The sequence below is a fragment of the Sulfuricurvum sp. genome, from assembly GCF_023250475.1.
Classification (GTDB): Bacteria; Campylobacterota; Campylobacteria; order Campylobacterales; family Sulfurimonadaceae; genus Sulfuricurvum.
Window position 1 is genome coordinate 14,020 of record NZ_JAHFAQ010000011.1, and the last position, 15,258, is coordinate 29,277.

Here is a 15,258-nt window from a genome sequence, read left to right on the forward strand (position 1 = left end):
AACACTATGCAGCGTTCATTATCTCTTTTAAAAGATTTGGCAGGTGACAAAACGCTCCTGATTGTTGAAGATGATGAACGTGTCGGTGAAAAACTTGCCCAAATACTCTCTGCTTTTTTTAAACATATCCACCGCGCGGAAACAATTGCCAATGCGCTAAATCAATATCACATCGGCAGAAACAATCACGAAGTGATGCTGATTCTCACCGATATCAATCTTTCCAATGAAAGCGGTATCGATCTTACCTCTCAGATCAAAAAAGTCGATCCGGATCAAAAAGTGATCGCTATTTCGGGAACCGAGGACCGATCGGTATTCGTCGAGTCGATCCGATGCGGCGTGGATCGGTTTATCCTGAAACCGATCAATCACGATGAACTTTTTGATGCGATCATCAATGTCCTCCAAAAAATCGAATACGATCTTGAACTCAAAAAAAGCCAACAATTGCTCCAAGATTCGAAAGAGTATGCCCTTAAACTTCTCGAAGAGCAGGATCAGTTTTTAAAAAATGCAATCCATGAAATCCATACACCCCTTGCGGTGATTATCACCAATATCGATTTGCTTCGCATGAACGGAATCGATAACGAATTTCTCAATGCAATCGAAGCGGGATCGAGAATTATCCAAAACAGCTACGAAGATATGACCTATCTGATGAAGCGCGATCGTGTCAGCGAATCAGTAACGACTATCGATCTGGTAGAATATATCCATGAACGGGTACGCTATTTCACCTGTATTGCCGAAGTCAACGAGCTTACCCTCTCGGTACGAATCGGTCAGCCGAATCTCCCTTTAATGAAGTTCAATGAGCTGAAACTCTCCCGTCTTATTGACAATACCCTCTCCAATGCGATTAAATATTCCTACCGTCCGGGAGAAATCAATGTCACTGTCGGATCACGCAAGGGGGATCTCTTTTTTGAAATCCGTAATCACGGCCCTTTGATCAAAGATAAAAAGAAAATTTTCCAGCGCTTTCACCGTGAATCAGATCATAAGGGGGGATACGGACTGGGACTCAGTATCGTCGCTCAAATCTGCGAAGAGGAAAATGTTGCCATCGAAATCTCTTCCACTCCCGTGCATGGAACCTCTTTTCGCTATATTTTTGAAAATGCGACACTCTTGCAACACAACTCACCTACAATGACGTTAACAAAGCATAGCGGAGCAACTGAGTGAAAATACTGTTATTGGAAGACGAATTTATGTTGGCTCGTTCCATCAGGACTTACCTCCTTTCCCGTGGCCACCTCGTCGATCATTATGATAACGGACAAGAGGTCTTGGAAGTCATTGAAACGCAAGCACATGATTTTTATATTTTAGATATCAATACTCCTCTTGTCGGAGGATTGGAATGTTTAAAAGCGATTGCGGAAAAATATCCCGATACCCCTAAAATCATTATCAGCGCCTATCACGACGTGGACTATATCTCCGATGCTTTTTCTTTCGGATGCAGCGATTACCTCAAAAAACCGTTCAACCTGAAAGAACTCGATATACGGATACACCATCTGACCGTTCAGGCAAAACCGAAAATAGAACCCGTCAATGATCCGATTATCTATCTGAGCAACCACTACACGTTTAACAAAGAAAACTATCTTCTCTATTATGATGGAAAAGTACAGCAATTTACCAAGCGGGAATACTCCTTGATTATTTTATTTGTCAGTAATCTTGGACAAATTATGACCGATGAGAGCATCCGATCGTTTATTTGGGACGGAGAAGATGCCGAGTCATCGACGATCCGTTCCCTTGTCAATCGCGTCCGTGCCAAACTCAAAGAAGATTTGATTCAAAATATTCGCGGATTCGGATACATTATGAAAAGGGTAGACTTTGTCTAATATCATTCAGCGGCTTCAAATCGACAGTACCAGCCGTTCAGTGCTTATTATTGATGACGATCCCGAATTGGCGCAATCACTTAAACGGATAGTCCAAATGTTTTTCAAAGAGTGTGCCGTTGCGACGGACGGGGATGAGGGGCTAAAACTTTATCACGACAAATTGGCATCTCACGAACCCTACACTCTGGTCATTACCGATTTGGAGCTCCCTAAAAAGGGTGGACTAGGAGTCATTAAAGATATTCGAGCCCTTTCAAAATCGCAGCCGATTTTAATCTTGTCCGCACACGATGATGCCGACTTTATGGCGGAAGCGATCTCTTTGGAGGTACAGGGATATCTTCTAAAACCTCTTTCCATGCCGAAGTTTTTTCTCCATCTTGAAAAAATTCTCTTGGATCCCTCTTCTAATTTTGTAAAAACAAACCACACGGATCCCATTACCCGATGGAAACTGCTTCCCGAACTGGAAGACTTTCTCAAAGTCCCTTTTCGTGAACCGATCGCTTTATTGCGTATACGGGTTAACTACCTTTCCAATATTTACAATCTTGTGGGAGAAGAGTACGCAGATGAATACGTCAGTGAACTCGGAGCTTTGCTGGAGAGTCTGCAAATTAATTCTGAGGGGACATTTTACCGCTGCGGCAGCGATGAATTTTGTCTTGTTTTGAAAAACCAAACTCTTCAATACGCCAATGCTCTGGCGAATGATATGGTATCGATAGCACGCTATTTTCACACATCGGAAAAAGGGATTATTTTAAATTCTACCCTCTCTATCGGTATTGCGTACGGAACCGAAAACCTTTTGGCTAATTCCCGTTTAGCCCTTGAAAACTTTATCCATTCCGATACTGCCGGTGTTATGGTGTTTATCCAAAATGATGAAGAACGTGATCGTACACGAGTACACGGCCGTGAAGTGTTAAAGATGATCTTTCATGCACTTGAAGATGAAAACATTGTCCCTTATGTTCAGCCGATTGTGAGCGCTTCGAGCGGAGAGGTCGAAATATTCAACAGTTTTGTCAGAATCCGCCAAGAAGAGAAAATATACGGTCCGGAAACTTTTTTAAACGTTGCTATCAGTACACATCAGATGACGATGATTACCCGTTCGATGATCCGAAACACCCTTTCGCTCAACGCTACCATCCGACCCGATAATGCAATATTGACGGTCTGTCTCGCGGATGAAGATTTAAACGATGAAGCCTTGCTCGCCTATATCCAATTTTGGACGGAACGTTACCGTATTGATCCCTCGAGAATTGCATTTGAACTTGTAGGACGGGACAAAGAGAGTAACTCTAACTCCCCTTTCCCCCTGATTAAAAAGCTTAAAGAGCATGGCTATAAAATCATCTTAAACCGTTTCGGCTCGGGCGAGTTTAATCTTGCCTATCTTTTTGAGTTGAAACCGGATTACATTAAAATCCATCCCGATCTTATTAAGCAGCTTCATGTTGAGCCAAAAGCCATTATGATTGTCCAAAAATTAGTGGATATTATCCATCTTGTGGGTGCCAAAGCGATTGCGACACACCTCTCAACTGCGAGTGATGTCGAACTTCTGAAATCGATCGACATCGATTACCTGCAAGGCTATGCCGTTGCAGCTCCCTATGAAGTAATATAAATGATAAAACAGCGTCCGATCGTTCTCCATTTCTATGAGGATGAGCTTCCTATGAAGCTTCCCGATTTTTTTACAAAAACATTTGAAATTATTTCCATTCCTCTCCATGATCCGCTCGTTGTCAGCGAGTATATTGTCGGGATTATTGTGGATGTGTCTACCCTTTCAATCCCCCTGTGTGATCTTTTGGTTTCTCATAATGCGTTGGTCGGAAATATGGGGATTTGTCTGTGCACAGAGAGTTTTGATCCCAAACTAGCCCAAATACTTTCTCTGGAAACCCAAACCTTTTGCTTTGAACGTGCAGTACTGAGAGATACCGACTCTTCGGAATGGAAGAAATTGGAACATGCTTTCCTCGCGATCGGTAAAAGAAATCACTATAATACTGCGGTTATGCGATCATCAACCAAGAAAAGTGTTCTGGATACCCTTCAAATCGTTGCCCATCAATGGCGCCAGCCTATCAATCTTATCAGCATGGAAGCGATCAATATGATGGTATTGGGCAACATCGACAAAACGGTCAAATCGGTGGATGTGCTCAAAAGCAGCGAATTCATCTCCCAGCAAGTTTTGAGGATGTCCGATATCCTCAAAAGTATCCTGAATATGGGTAAAGACGAACGGATCAAACAGCTTTTTACAATCCATGAACTTAGCAGTTCCATCCAAGCTTTTTTTGCGGAACAATTTCAAAAAGAAGAGATCGAATTGGTCGTCGATATTTTAGACGATGGGATAGAAATCTATGGATTCAAAACTGATTTGGAAGAAGTGTTGATCAATCTCATCAACAATGCTCGTGATGCCTATATCGGAAATAAAATCACAGGTCAAAAATCAATCATTTTTCAAGCCGAGGTGGACAACGGTTCCTACCTTTTTTGTATTCGCGACGAAGCGGGCGGCATACCCGAAGAGATTCGCAAAAAGATTTTTGAACCTAAATTTTCTACCAAAGACAAAGGTGTCGGATTTGGAATCGGCTTGCATTTCGCTCAACTGACCATTGAAACAGAATTTGGAGGGTCGTTAACCCTCCAACCCTATCGGAACGGCTCTGAGTTTCAGATTCGACTTCCACAGAATGATTTAAGTAATCTCACCTTTATTCATTGAATCAAGTAATATTAAAGTACAATTTTAGAAAAGAGGTATTATGAATTCCGAAAAAGTGATTTCCGGTTTTTTTATCATCCTTGCGCTTACCCTTAATTTCGGGTTTGTGTACGGTGATTTTGACGTTATGGCGTATCACAGTGTCTATGAATTGGTCGCCGCGATTACCGTAAACATTATCGCCACTATTATGAAATTAGGAGACAAGACCCAGACCGGATCGGTTCTTCTCGCTACCAGCTTCGTTGCCGACTTGCAGCTGATTGCCGCCGCATCGTTTTGGGGAATTGCCAATATGATGAGTGTTATGACTCCTGAGCTTTTTACGATTGTCGTATCTCTGGCTGCAGGGGCTCTGGTCGCCAATATCATCTCTGTCACCCTCTTTGTCGGTGAAACGCTCTTACTCAAACGCTGATTCTCTGATTTATGAGCAACGAATCGACTATTTGGCTTTTTTTACGGAAAATGAGGGTTCCCCTCATCATTCTGAATATCGCACATGCCATCCCCGTTATTCTCCTCACAGTGGTACCGGGAACCGGAGAGAATGGACAGCCTCATCATCTCAGTTTTTTTGATTCGATGTACGTAGTTGCTTATACGGCAACGACAATCGGATTCGGCGAAATTCCCTATGCTTTTAGCTATGCTCAGCGTATCGTTGTTTTTTTAACCATATACGCAACGGTTCCCGCATGGATTTACGCATTGGGCTCTATTATCGCCCTGCTTCAGGAAAAAACCTTTACCAATGCCATCAAAATGAATTCGTTTCGGCGCAGAGTTCGTCATCTCGGACAGGATTTTATTATCGTATGCGGATATACCGATGCGGGAAAATTATTGATTGATAAAATAAACAAAGATAATTTATATCGGATTATCGTCATTGATAAAAGCATCGAAAAAATCGAAGCGTTGCAAAGCGAAATGTATCTCCCCTCTATCCCCGCTATTGTTGCCGATGCATCCATGACCGAAGTCCTCAAATCTTCCGGAATCGAGTCTCCTCACTGTAAATTCTTGGTAACCCTCTTCGATGATGACCAGCTAAATCTTAAAATTTCCGTCCGAGCCCGTGTTTTGAATCAAAACCTCCGTATTATTGCCCGTTCCGGTATCAAACAAGGGGGAGAGAATTTGGCTAATATCGGGGTGGATCATGTCATTGATGCATTCTCCATTATTGCCAAACGGATTAATTTTGCACTCCGTTCTCCTTATTTGTTTAACCTTCTAAGCTGGGTACAAGGGGGAAATCTCCATGTCAGTAAAAGCGATATTCTCCCGATCGGGAAATACATTATATGCAGTAAGGGACGCTTTGGAGTAACCCTTCAAAATACCCTTGATAACAACCAAATGGAATATACCTATCTTGATATTAATAAAGATACCCATGAAAAAGTCTCTTCCGACCAGGACTTTTTTATTCAGGCGGGGATTATGGATGCCGCCTGCATTATCGCCGGAACAAACGATGATGCGATCAATCTCTCGATCATTGCCACCGCGCGAAGTCTCAACCCCAATATCTTTGCGATTGTTCGAGAAAATGAACTGGAAGAGAGAAGTCTTTTCAGCCACTTAAAAGTCGATAAAATATTTATTCTTGACCAAATTGCCGCGCTTGATGGGTATAACTATATTGATCGTCCGATGACATTCAAATTTATTGACGAAATTTCAAACTGCAGCAAAGAGATGTTTGTGGATACCCTTTTGTTGATTACTAAAAAAGTCAACAAGCGCCCTGCTCTGCTTGAAATGGAAATCGATGAACATCATATGTATGCACTCAGCCGCTATTTGAGTCAAACGCCGGTTTCCATCGGGCAATTGCTGCGTAATCCGTATCATAACGGAGAAGATTTGGAAATCGTTATTTTAGGGCTTGAACGTCTTAACGGAGAATTTATACTCTTACCGAAAGACGATACTCTCCTCCAACCGAATGATCACATCCTTTTCGCAGCAACTCGTCCGAGTTTGGATCGATTCCAAACCATCGTCAACCATTATTATGAGCTCTATTATGTCCTTAACGGCGTTGAAGCACGAAGGTTTAAACTCCCTTTTTTAGTCTAAAGCTTTTCGTGTAAAGGTACCGTTTTTTTAGGAAGTATAATCGTAAATTGCGCCCCTTGTCGGACATTGGCGACACGTAATATTCCGCCGATATGTTTGTCTATGATCATTTTTGCCATGTAAAGTCCCAAACCGGTGCCGTTTTTCGACTTGGTACTGAAATAAGGATCAAAAACATTCTCTATAATATCAGGGGCTATCCCTCCGCCGTTGTCTTCCACGCTGATCGTTATGCTACTGCTGCCGCTGTAAACTTTGATCCATATATGACGCATATCTGCATTTCTCTCAACCAAGATGTCAATAGCATTATTGATAATATTGATGAGTACTTGTACCACTTCGTTGGCATAGGTCTCGATAAACTCTTCATCACACTCTTCCAGATGCAACTGCACGTTTTCCAAAATCAATCGTGTTTGAATGATCTGCTGCATTCGTTCAATCAGAAGATGCGTCGATATTATTACGGTGGACTTGTCCGGCTTGAAATAGGTCTGAAAGTCATTGATTAAATTGGAGAGGTAGATAATTAAATCAGAAATTTTATCCAAGATTTTACCCGACTCTCCCTCCTCTTTAGCCATTGACATCGACTTGATTTTCTCATTAGCAATCATCAGGGTTACCGTTGCCAAAGGCTGACGCCATTGATGGGCGATCATACTCATCATCTCTCCCATCTCCGCTAAGCGTGATTGGGAGATCATCATTTTTTCCTGTTCAGTGATCTTCTCCACCTTTTGCGCGACTCTTTCTTCAAGAGATAAGTTTAGCTCTTGAAGCTCCTTGGTTTTAAGCTCTAAATTTTTATTCAAAATGTTTAGTTCTTTATAGGATGTCTCCAGTTTTTGAGCCATTTCTATAAATGACGAGGAGAGCAATCCAATCTCATCATTCGTTTTAATTTGAGTTAACGTATCACTGACGTTTAGGTTTCCGTTCGCTATCTCTTTGGCCGTATCCGTAAGCAATAAAATCGGTGCGATAAGTTTTCTTGCAAAAAAGTAGCTAAATATCAGTAAAATAAATGCCAAAAAAACAGAGGTATAAATCGCTTTTTGGACACTTGATTTTATTTTCTCCTTTTTGTTTTTTTCAGCCTTGCGTACTTCTTCTTTCAATGTTTTAAGGGAATAGACAATATGTAGCTCCCCCCACTTATTGTTCAATACTATCGGCAGTGAGATAATGAAATTATTTTTATTATTGACATCGTTAATCGTTAAAGCATTAACTTCTTTTTCAGGAAATTGATTTTTAAAATAGGCGTCTCCGACAAAAATTTCTTTAGACTTATCAATATTGAAGAGAACAACGGCATTAACCTCTTTTTTGGCAGCTAAATTTCGAAAGGATGAATCAATATGCGAAAAATTGAAAGTGGCAATATCATTTTCAACTTCGTATTTTAAAGACTGTATGTTATTTATCGCATTTGATTCCAAATTACTTCGTATTAAAGATACTCTTTGATTCAGTTCATTATTTAAAATATCTTTTTGTTCACTGATTTGAAGGTACGTAAAAACCGATACTACGATTGTTGTAATAAATAAAATAGCGATAATAAATTTGTTAGTTAAACTCATTCGATGACTTCTGTAGCGATTGACGAGATATCCGGAGTGAATTCAACATCAATTAGAGCTGCTTCTCTCTTGTTTAAAATGATATTGGTTCCGGCCGGGTATTGAATATTCTCTATCGGTTCTTCATTGAGTTTGCTTTCTATCATAGAGGCCATTTGTCTTCCGATTGTTGGATTGTCTGCCGATATTATCAACGTTGCACCGTATTTAATAAACAGTTCATGGTACGCTATGACCGGTTTCTTATGCTCTTTTGAGAGTCTAAATAGATTTTCAACCGCTTTTTCATTATTCAAAAATACCGGATCAGCTATGACCAACATAGCATCTGAGTGTTGTACCGTATCCTCAGATTGAATAGTATTGACAGAGTCTTCGTCAATTTTTATTGGGATTATTTTTATCCCCAGCACCTCGGCATCTTGGCTAAGATCATTAATGATATTTTGCGTATATTTGCTGTGTATTACCCCTATTGTTTTAATATTATTAAATATTGATTTAACAATGGTCAGCTGCATACCGCTGTGCAGTTCATTGGAGATACCGTAGCGCTTACCTTCCATCGTTAATTTTTTCCAATCAGCAATAGAGCTAAAGTAGATCTCTTTTTCAGGTATGTATTCATTGGCATACTGATAGGCTTTAGCACCGACCGCATACACACTATCGGGGTATTCATCATAAAGATATTTTTTTATCTCTCTGCTCTTCATGTGTGATATATCCAAAATTTTAAAAGGCTGGTTGAAATTTTTACTAAATTCATCCACCGCTTCCGTATATTTTTTTACATCAGAATTTGAGTTAATGACTAAGAGGGTTTGTGCGTGGAGAAAAAGGGTGAAGAGAGAGATGAAAAATAGTAATCTCATTTTGTATCTCCCGCATCTTCTAGATTTGCTGTATTGAAAAATACCAATTTATCTATGCCTAACATATTTAAGATATTTTTTCCACTGTCGGATAGTTCCATATTTTTAAATATAGTGACAACTCTATTATCCTCTTTATCTATCTCATTGCTTGCCAAAAACATTCTATATTCCGGCTCTGATTCATAATATATTTTTAAATTTTTGGATAAGACCGGATTGATATGTTGCAAGAGGGTATAGCTATCTTTGGATACAAGGGCAAATCTACTCATTCCAAAACCGACACTCATAAGGGCATCTATCTCTTTCGGAACTCTTAGGATGGATAATTCCTTCGAATTATTCTTTGTAATAGCGTTCAATAATTCATGGGTGTACTCTAGGTCGTACGCGGAAGTGACTACCCCCTTCAATAACGTATTTTTTTGACCGACAAGTATTTTTCTATCGGTGATGCTCCCTTTTCTTTTGGCAACTAACATTGCTTCTAAATTATATTTTTGGGCTATTTCACGATAATGCCAACTCGACAGTATTGCAATGGAACTTTTCTTTTTTAAATACTTTTCAAACGTTTCTTTATCGCTAAAGGGCTGAAGTTCATAATTTCCATACGCACTTAAATACGCGTCAAAACTTATTTTGAGCGATTTGAAATTATTTGTATTTATTTCCGGTGTATACAAATATACTTTTACACTCTCTGCAAAAAGGATATTGGCAAACAACAGGATTAAAAATACTATTTTCATTACGTTCCTAATTTATAAAGTACGGATGACTCATAACCACGGCTGCGTATACGTGGACGCTCCGCCTAGCATCTGATTAATTTGACACCAGTTTGCTATTAGATTACTGCACTCTTTTACATGCTTAGGTGCGTCAATCCCGATCACATGAAGGTTGATGACCTTTTTTATAGGGCAATTATAGAGTGCATATAAACCGGTAACATCTAATATCTTTAGAGTAGAATCTTCCATTCCAATCACTTCAGGAAGATAGGATATGGAATCTGGGCCCATAATGTAGGGTTTTTCCACCCCGTTTTTATCCACAATATTCGCAAAAATATTTTCATTTTCAGTTGCGACTTTTAGTGTATTCCCCTCAAAAGCATTCATCCCTTTTATGATTAGTGTACCGACATCTGTTCCGTTGACAACAGTACTCTCAATGCTCTCTAATGTGCCGTAAAAAATCTCTTTGGTCAATCTTTTTTCTTTACTCTCAGTGTTCATATACGATATGATTTTTTCAGCTCTGCTTGAAGCAGAATTTTCTTGGTTAATGATTTTTCCAATATTCAAAGCATCGAGCATGGTATTTTGTACCGCGAATTTAAGCTTAAACTCTTTTTTGCTCATAGGATAAAGAGAAAAACCTCCGCTATTTTTAAACGCACTCGAAGTAAACATTTGCGCAAAGCACTCTTGTACATGGGCTAAGCTCTCAAGGTTATAAGACGAAAAAAGAGGATTAATGCTTCCGCTGGCGATAAAGTTGGGATAAAACGGACAATCGTATCCAGCTAACAGTGTAAGCGGTAAGGTAGGCGTTGCTCTTCCCGATGGATCGGCATTTACAACTTTGTAATCAATTCCTTTATCTTTGGCTAATTTAGCGGCGATAATGGGTAAAACTGAATTTACGGTACCGACTTCCATCGGAAAAATATACTTGAAAGCCGTAAAGTCTTTTTTGTTTTTTTGACACCACTCCTGCATAATTTCGATTACATTCAGCAGCGATCGGTTTAGCTCTGAAGCATTGAATGATGCACTGGGCAGTCCCATCCCCGAAGATGGAACGATCCACTCACCCTCATGAATATCATCGAAATCAACAACCTCTACGGTGTCACCTTCTTTAAAGTCGGCATCAATACAACTCTGTCCCAGATCGAGTGGTCCACCGCCTCCTGAAGCCAAAAAACATGCTCCGTACAATATTTGTTCAAGTTCTATTTTTCCAATGATCATACTATCGCTCCTCTTAAAATTTGTAAGACAATTCAGCCATATACGATCTTCCGCCTAAGGGATAATCATAGGGGCTACTTGAGTCATACGTTTTTTCATCCAACAGATTGTAAACCGAAAATTTCATTTGCAGGTCTTTTAGCATGACATCTTTTGCCAATACGGTAGCATTGTTTGTGATGCTGCTCTTTACTTCATCTCTTGTATCGGTTGAGGCTCTCGTCTGTTTGCCTATATATTTGGCATCGGTATACAGATTAAAGGTGCTGTTGATTCTATAGTTAAGAGCCAGATACCCTTCATGCCGGGATATATTTTCCAAACTTTGGGATGTTGTCGAACATTTCGGATTTTGGTAGGTGTAGTTCGCAACGATATACGATCCTCTGTGTAGGTTCTGTCTGATCTCGGCTTCTATCCCTTGAGTCGTTGTTTTTCCCTGATTAACATAGGTGTTGCCTGCTGTTGAAATAATATCATCGATAGCGCTTTTGAAAATACTCAGGGATACTCCCAGGTTATCCAGGGAAGTATTTTGTAGATTTAATTCAATTGTTTTTACCCGCTCAGGGTTTAGGCTGGAATTACCTACCAAAGCCGGATTATTCTTATTGTACAGCTCTGCGAAGGTCGGTGCCCTAAAAGCTTCTCCATACATGAGTTTGATATTGTTGTGTGGATTGATTTCCCATGCCGCACCGAGTCTGGGATTAAAAATACCGCCAAAGTCGCTATAGTGGTCATATCGTACACCGGCGGTGAGTCTTAGACTCTCTGTCAGATCGTAAAGCAGCTCGCTGTATGCAGCCCAAAACTTTCTGTCTGCTTCAGAGACGAAGTTTGTACTTGGATCTGAAAAGTTTTGCATACTGCTCAAGGGAGCTCCGGTTGAGGGATTGTAATTTGTTTTGTAGAGCGGATCTTGAAGTTTCTGAGTTTCATAGGAGAGTCCGGAGATGACGGTATAGTTCTCTTTTTTAAGGGTTAATAGCGTTTCCATTCCCGATTTTTTGTTGGTATAGCCGGAAATGGCGAGCATACCATTCGGGTACGTTGTATGAAAAATATTCGTATAGCCCTCGGGGAATATTTCCCAAAGATTGTCGGCTTTAAAACTATCATGATAAACCCTAGTATCTAAGGTATACAGATCATTGATTTTATCTTTATATCCCAACTCTACAAAATAGGTCTCTCGTTTCGACATATCTTCATTATTGAGGGCATACGCCGCACCATATCGGGGGCCGTCTTCGGTAGTGTTATAGTTGGCCTTGGCGTAAAATCCGTTTTTATGTTTTATGGAGAGGTTGGTATTGACTCTTTTGGATGTTGGATTGATATGACCGCTGTTACCAATAGAATCACTTTCTATGTACGCTTTATAGCCGTTCGTATCGCGATAGTTTACATTGGCAGTGATATCGACGTTTTCATACCGCTTTCCCAAAAGGAGATTTGCCGCTGAAGTATTGTAACTCCCCGATTTGGCACTGATCTGAACGCCGTTTATATCCTGAGCCTCTTTGGTGATAATGTTTATAAGCGCCGTAAAAGCATTCTCTCCATAAAGGGCGGATGCGGGTCCTCTAATAATCTCAATCCTTTTGATATGCTCTAACGGAAAGTTTGCAAAGGCGCTTGTCGCACCGCCGTTGAGCAAATCCGAATTTAGAGAGTGCCCATCCAAAAGAATTAATACTTTTTCAGAAAACCACGTTTCAACGCCCCGAACTCCTATTTTATCCACGTATATATTGCTTTGAGAAACGCCAAGCCCCGGAACGACTCTTAATACGTCTAAGAGAGTATTGGCACCCATCTTGTTGATGGTATCTTCATCAATAACCGTGATGGAAGCGGAGGTTTTTTTAATATTCTCTTTGACACGTGATGCCGATATGACAAATGTCTCATCTTTGAGCCATGAAGCCTCATCTTCCAATGTCGCATTAAAGGGATTTGCAAAGATAATAGTCGGAATACTCAAGTAAAGTATTTTTCTAAACACGACATCCCTTTTCCCATAATAAAGTGCTCTGCCGCATACGCTGCTGTTCATTACTCTTTAGAATATATTCTTTTTTCACAATAGTTATAAATTATAACTAAATTTATAGCTATTGAGAATTGCAACGCTTATTTTTTATGCAGCATACGTATCAGTGAATCGACAATGGACATATCCAAATGTTCCCGCATCGATTCTTTCATCAGCTTGATGGCTTCAAAAGTACTCATAGGGTTTTTATAAGATCTTTTGGTCGTCAATGCGTCAAATACATCGCATACCGCAATAATACGTGCAAATTGCGAGATCTCATCCCCTTTGATTTGATCGGGATATCCTCTGCCGTCAATTTTTTCATGGTGATGACGGATTCCTGATAATATTTTTGAATCGGTAATCCCTAAATTCAAGGCTATCGCATGGCCCAATTCGGGATGATTTTTCATCATATCAAACTCTTGTTCCGTCAGTAATCCATTTTTATTGATAATGTCATAATCGACTTTGCTTTTTCCGATGTCATGGAGTATGGCGGACATCCCAAGCTTTTCCAACTCTTTTCCGTTAATCCCTAAAAAATTGCCTAGACTGAGGGCATAAATGCTGACATTGAGCAAATGGGTGTGGGTGTAATAATCATGAGCAGTAATCTTTAAAAGCGATTCAATTGCACTGCTGTCGCTTAAGATTACTTCGACCATGGAATTAACGAGAGGTTTGGCACACTGAACCGATTCAAGAGATTCCGGATTATGAAACAAATCATTGATGACAGAGGTTGCCCGTTCATAGATTATCAGGGCTTTGCTTCCAATCGGAATATCTTCGGCTCTGGCAATGGATTGAATATGCTTTTGGACATATGCTTCGTAGCGCAAACTGTCTTCATCCTCAATATAGAGGCGCTCTATTTCACGTAATCGAATTTTACTTCTCGTATCAACAACGGTATCGCTTTGGAGAAAAAGGGTCATTGCCGTTTTTGTATCATTGCGTAAATAGATGGTAAAATCGATTATTTCACCTTGGGTAATGACCCGTTTGTCGATTGATTTATATCGTTTAATTTTGCTCATGAGTTGCCTTATGTGGAATTTTACCTATTTATGTTCTAATAATTTATTCTTACGCTCTAACAATTGACAATGCCGGATAAGCCTCTTTAGGGAAGGAATCTGCTATTATTTTTCCTATGAATCTTCCTATACACGACGTTATTGACGATATTCGCACTGCATTGTTAAATTCAAACCGTCTTATTCTTCAAGCTCCGCCCGGTGCAGGAAAAACGACCTCTGTTCCTTTAGCCCTTTTGGATGAGCCTTGGCTACAGGAAAAGCAAATCATTATGCTGGAACCGCGACGGATTGCCGCACGGAGCGCTGCGTCACGAATGGCACATTTGCTGAATGAAAATGTCGGGATACGAATCGGCTATCAAATCCGTGCCGAAAAAAAAATCAGCAAAGAAACCAAAATTCTTGTCGTTACGGAGGGGATATTAACCCGGATGCTTCAACGTGATCCTTTTTTGGAAAATGTTGCACTGATTATTTTTGACGAATTCCATGAACGCCACCTTCACAGCGATCTCTCACTGACGTTTGCAGTACAATCACAAGAGTGCCTGCGTCAGGATCTCAAAATTTTGGTGATGTCGGCGATGTTGGATACCGACTCCTTGCAAGCCTTATTAAACAACCCCCCGCTCATTACCAGTGAGGGGAGAAGTTATCCGATTGAGATCGAATACCTACCACCCAACACCCCTGCGCTAGAAGCAAAAAAAATTGTTCCTCCGCTTATGGATGTGATTAAAAACAGTATCCATACGGATGAGGGGAGTATCCTCGTCTTTTTGCCCGGAACCCGTGAGATCAAAGCAGTAGAGACTTCTCTAAAAGAGTATTGCAAGGATATGGAAATCGATATTGCTCCGCTTTATGGCGAACTTTCAAAAGAGATACAAGAGCGTGCCCTCGCACCCTCTTCAAAGCGAAAGATTGTTCTCTCTACCAATATTGCCGAAACCAGCCTGACAATTGAGGGGATACGAGTTGTTG

The 15,258-nt window shown here is 40.3% G+C and carries 13 protein-coding genes; 7 read left to right on the plus strand and 6 right to left on the minus strand.

The genetic code is table 11. The annotated features are described in order from the left end of the window. Positions 1 to 6: 6 nt before the first annotated feature. The 6 genes from Q0C19_RS02155 to Q0C19_RS02180 are packed head-to-tail and all read left to right on the plus strand — an operon-like array spanning position 7 to position 6,729. Positions 7 to 1,194: a hybrid sensor histidine kinase/response regulator gene (locus tag Q0C19_RS02155; RefSeq protein WP_295052400.1), complete on the plus strand. Its 1,188-nt coding sequence runs from the start codon at positions 7 to 9 to the stop codon at positions 1,192 to 1,194. Continuing rightward, positions 1,191 to 1,871 carry a response regulator transcription factor gene (locus Q0C19_RS02160; RefSeq protein WP_295052402.1) on the plus strand — a complete coding sequence of 227 codons (681 nt, stop codon included), beginning with the start codon at positions 1,191 to 1,193 and terminating at the stop codon, positions 1,869 to 1,871. Before Q0C19_RS02155 ends, Q0C19_RS02160 begins: the two co-directional genes overlap by 4 nt. Continuing rightward, complete coding sequence (locus Q0C19_RS02165) at positions 1,864 to 3,516, plus strand: EAL domain-containing protein (protein ID WP_295052407.1); 1,653 nt, start codon at positions 1,864 to 1,866, stop codon at positions 3,514 to 3,516. Before Q0C19_RS02160 ends, Q0C19_RS02165 begins: the two co-directional genes overlap by 8 nt. After that, entirely contained in the window at positions 3,517 to 4,638 is a 1,122-nt protein-coding gene (locus tag Q0C19_RS02170) for a HAMP domain-containing sensor histidine kinase (protein ID WP_295052409.1), read from the plus strand. It begins immediately after the preceding gene. Between the two features lie 40 nt (positions 4,639 to 4,678). Then, positions 4,679 to 5,056 carry a DUF6394 family protein gene (locus tag Q0C19_RS02175; protein WP_295052410.1) on the plus strand — a complete coding sequence of 126 codons (378 nt, stop codon included), beginning with the start codon at positions 4,679 to 4,681 and terminating at the stop codon, positions 5,054 to 5,056. 11 nt (positions 5,057 to 5,067) lie between these two features. Beyond that, positions 5,068 to 6,729 carry an NAD-binding protein gene (locus Q0C19_RS02180; RefSeq protein ID WP_295052411.1) on the plus strand — a complete coding sequence of 554 codons (1,662 nt, stop codon included), beginning with the start codon at positions 5,068 to 5,070 and terminating at the stop codon, positions 6,727 to 6,729. Here Q0C19_RS02180 and Q0C19_RS02185 read toward each other — a convergent pair. The 6 genes from Q0C19_RS02185 to Q0C19_RS02210 form a co-directional block, all read right to left on the minus strand. Continuing rightward, complete coding sequence (locus Q0C19_RS02185; RefSeq protein ID WP_295052413.1) at positions 6,726 to 8,321, minus strand: ATP-binding protein; 1,596 nt, start codon at positions 8,319 to 8,321, stop codon at positions 6,726 to 6,728. The two genes, Q0C19_RS02180 and Q0C19_RS02185, sit on opposite strands and share 4 nt — an antisense overlap. Beyond that, on the minus strand, positions 8,318 to 9,196 hold the full coding sequence (locus Q0C19_RS02190; RefSeq protein WP_295052415.1) for an ABC transporter substrate binding protein: 879 nt from the start codon (positions 9,194 to 9,196) through the stop codon (positions 8,318 to 8,320). Before Q0C19_RS02190 ends, Q0C19_RS02185 begins: the two co-directional genes overlap by 4 nt. Beyond that, the gene (locus Q0C19_RS02195; RefSeq protein ID WP_295052417.1) at positions 9,193 to 9,951 is read right to left on the minus strand and encodes a hypothetical protein; all 759 of its coding nucleotides are present in this window, start codon (positions 9,949 to 9,951) and stop codon (positions 9,193 to 9,195) included. Before Q0C19_RS02195 ends, Q0C19_RS02190 begins: the two co-directional genes overlap by 4 nt. Before the next feature lie 30 nt (positions 9,952 to 9,981). Beyond that, the gene (locus Q0C19_RS02200) at positions 9,982 to 11,184 is read right to left on the minus strand and encodes a DUF917 domain-containing protein (RefSeq protein WP_295052419.1); all 1,203 of its coding nucleotides are present in this window, start codon (positions 11,182 to 11,184) and stop codon (positions 9,982 to 9,984) included. Between the two features lie 13 nt (positions 11,185 to 11,197). Continuing rightward, on the minus strand, positions 11,198 to 13,195 hold the full coding sequence (locus tag Q0C19_RS02205; protein WP_295052421.1) for a TonB-dependent receptor: 1,998 nt from the start codon (positions 13,193 to 13,195) through the stop codon (positions 11,198 to 11,200). A gap of 128 nt (positions 13,196 to 13,323) precedes the next feature. After that, positions 13,324 to 14,271 (minus strand): HD-GYP domain-containing protein, encoded by a 948-nt coding sequence (locus Q0C19_RS02210; protein ID WP_295052422.1) that lies wholly within the window; start codon positions 14,269 to 14,271, stop codon positions 13,324 to 13,326. Between the two features lie 116 nt (positions 14,272 to 14,387). Here Q0C19_RS02210 and Q0C19_RS02215 point away from each other — a divergent pair. Then, positions 14,388 to 15,258 (plus strand): DEAD/DEAH box helicase (locus Q0C19_RS02215; RefSeq protein WP_295052424.1); only part of this gene is annotated, 871 nt, incomplete at its 3' end.

Coding starts and splice junctions, on each gene's coding strand:
- Q0C19_RS02155 (WP_295052400.1), top strand. CDS start 7: ATGCAGCGTTCATTATCTCTTTTAAAAGATTTGGCAGGTGACAAAACG.
- Q0C19_RS02170 (WP_295052409.1), top strand. CDS start 3,517: ATGATAAAACAGCGTCCGATCGTTCTCCATTTCTATGAGGATGAGCTT.
- Q0C19_RS02175 (WP_295052410.1), top strand. CDS start 4,679: ATGAATTCCGAAAAAGTGATTTCCGGTTTTTTTATCATCCTTGCGCTT.
- Q0C19_RS02180 (WP_295052411.1), top strand. CDS start 5,068: ATGAGCAACGAATCGACTATTTGGCTTTTTTTACGGAAAATGAGGGTT.
- Q0C19_RS02185 (WP_295052413.1), bottom strand. CDS start 8,321: ATGAGTTTAACTAACAAATTTATTATCGCTATTTTATTTATTACAACA.
- Q0C19_RS02190 (WP_295052415.1), bottom strand. CDS start 9,196: ATGAGATTACTATTTTTCATCTCTCTCTTCACCCTTTTTCTCCACGCA.
- Q0C19_RS02195 (WP_295052417.1), bottom strand. CDS start 9,951: ATGAAAATAGTATTTTTAATCCTGTTGTTTGCCAATATCCTTTTTGCA.
- Q0C19_RS02200 (WP_295052419.1), bottom strand. CDS start 11,184: ATGATCATTGGAAAAATAGAACTTGAACAAATATTGTACGGAGCATGT.
- Q0C19_RS02210 (WP_295052422.1), bottom strand. CDS start 14,271: ATGAGCAAAATTAAACGATATAAATCAATCGACAAACGGGTCATTACC.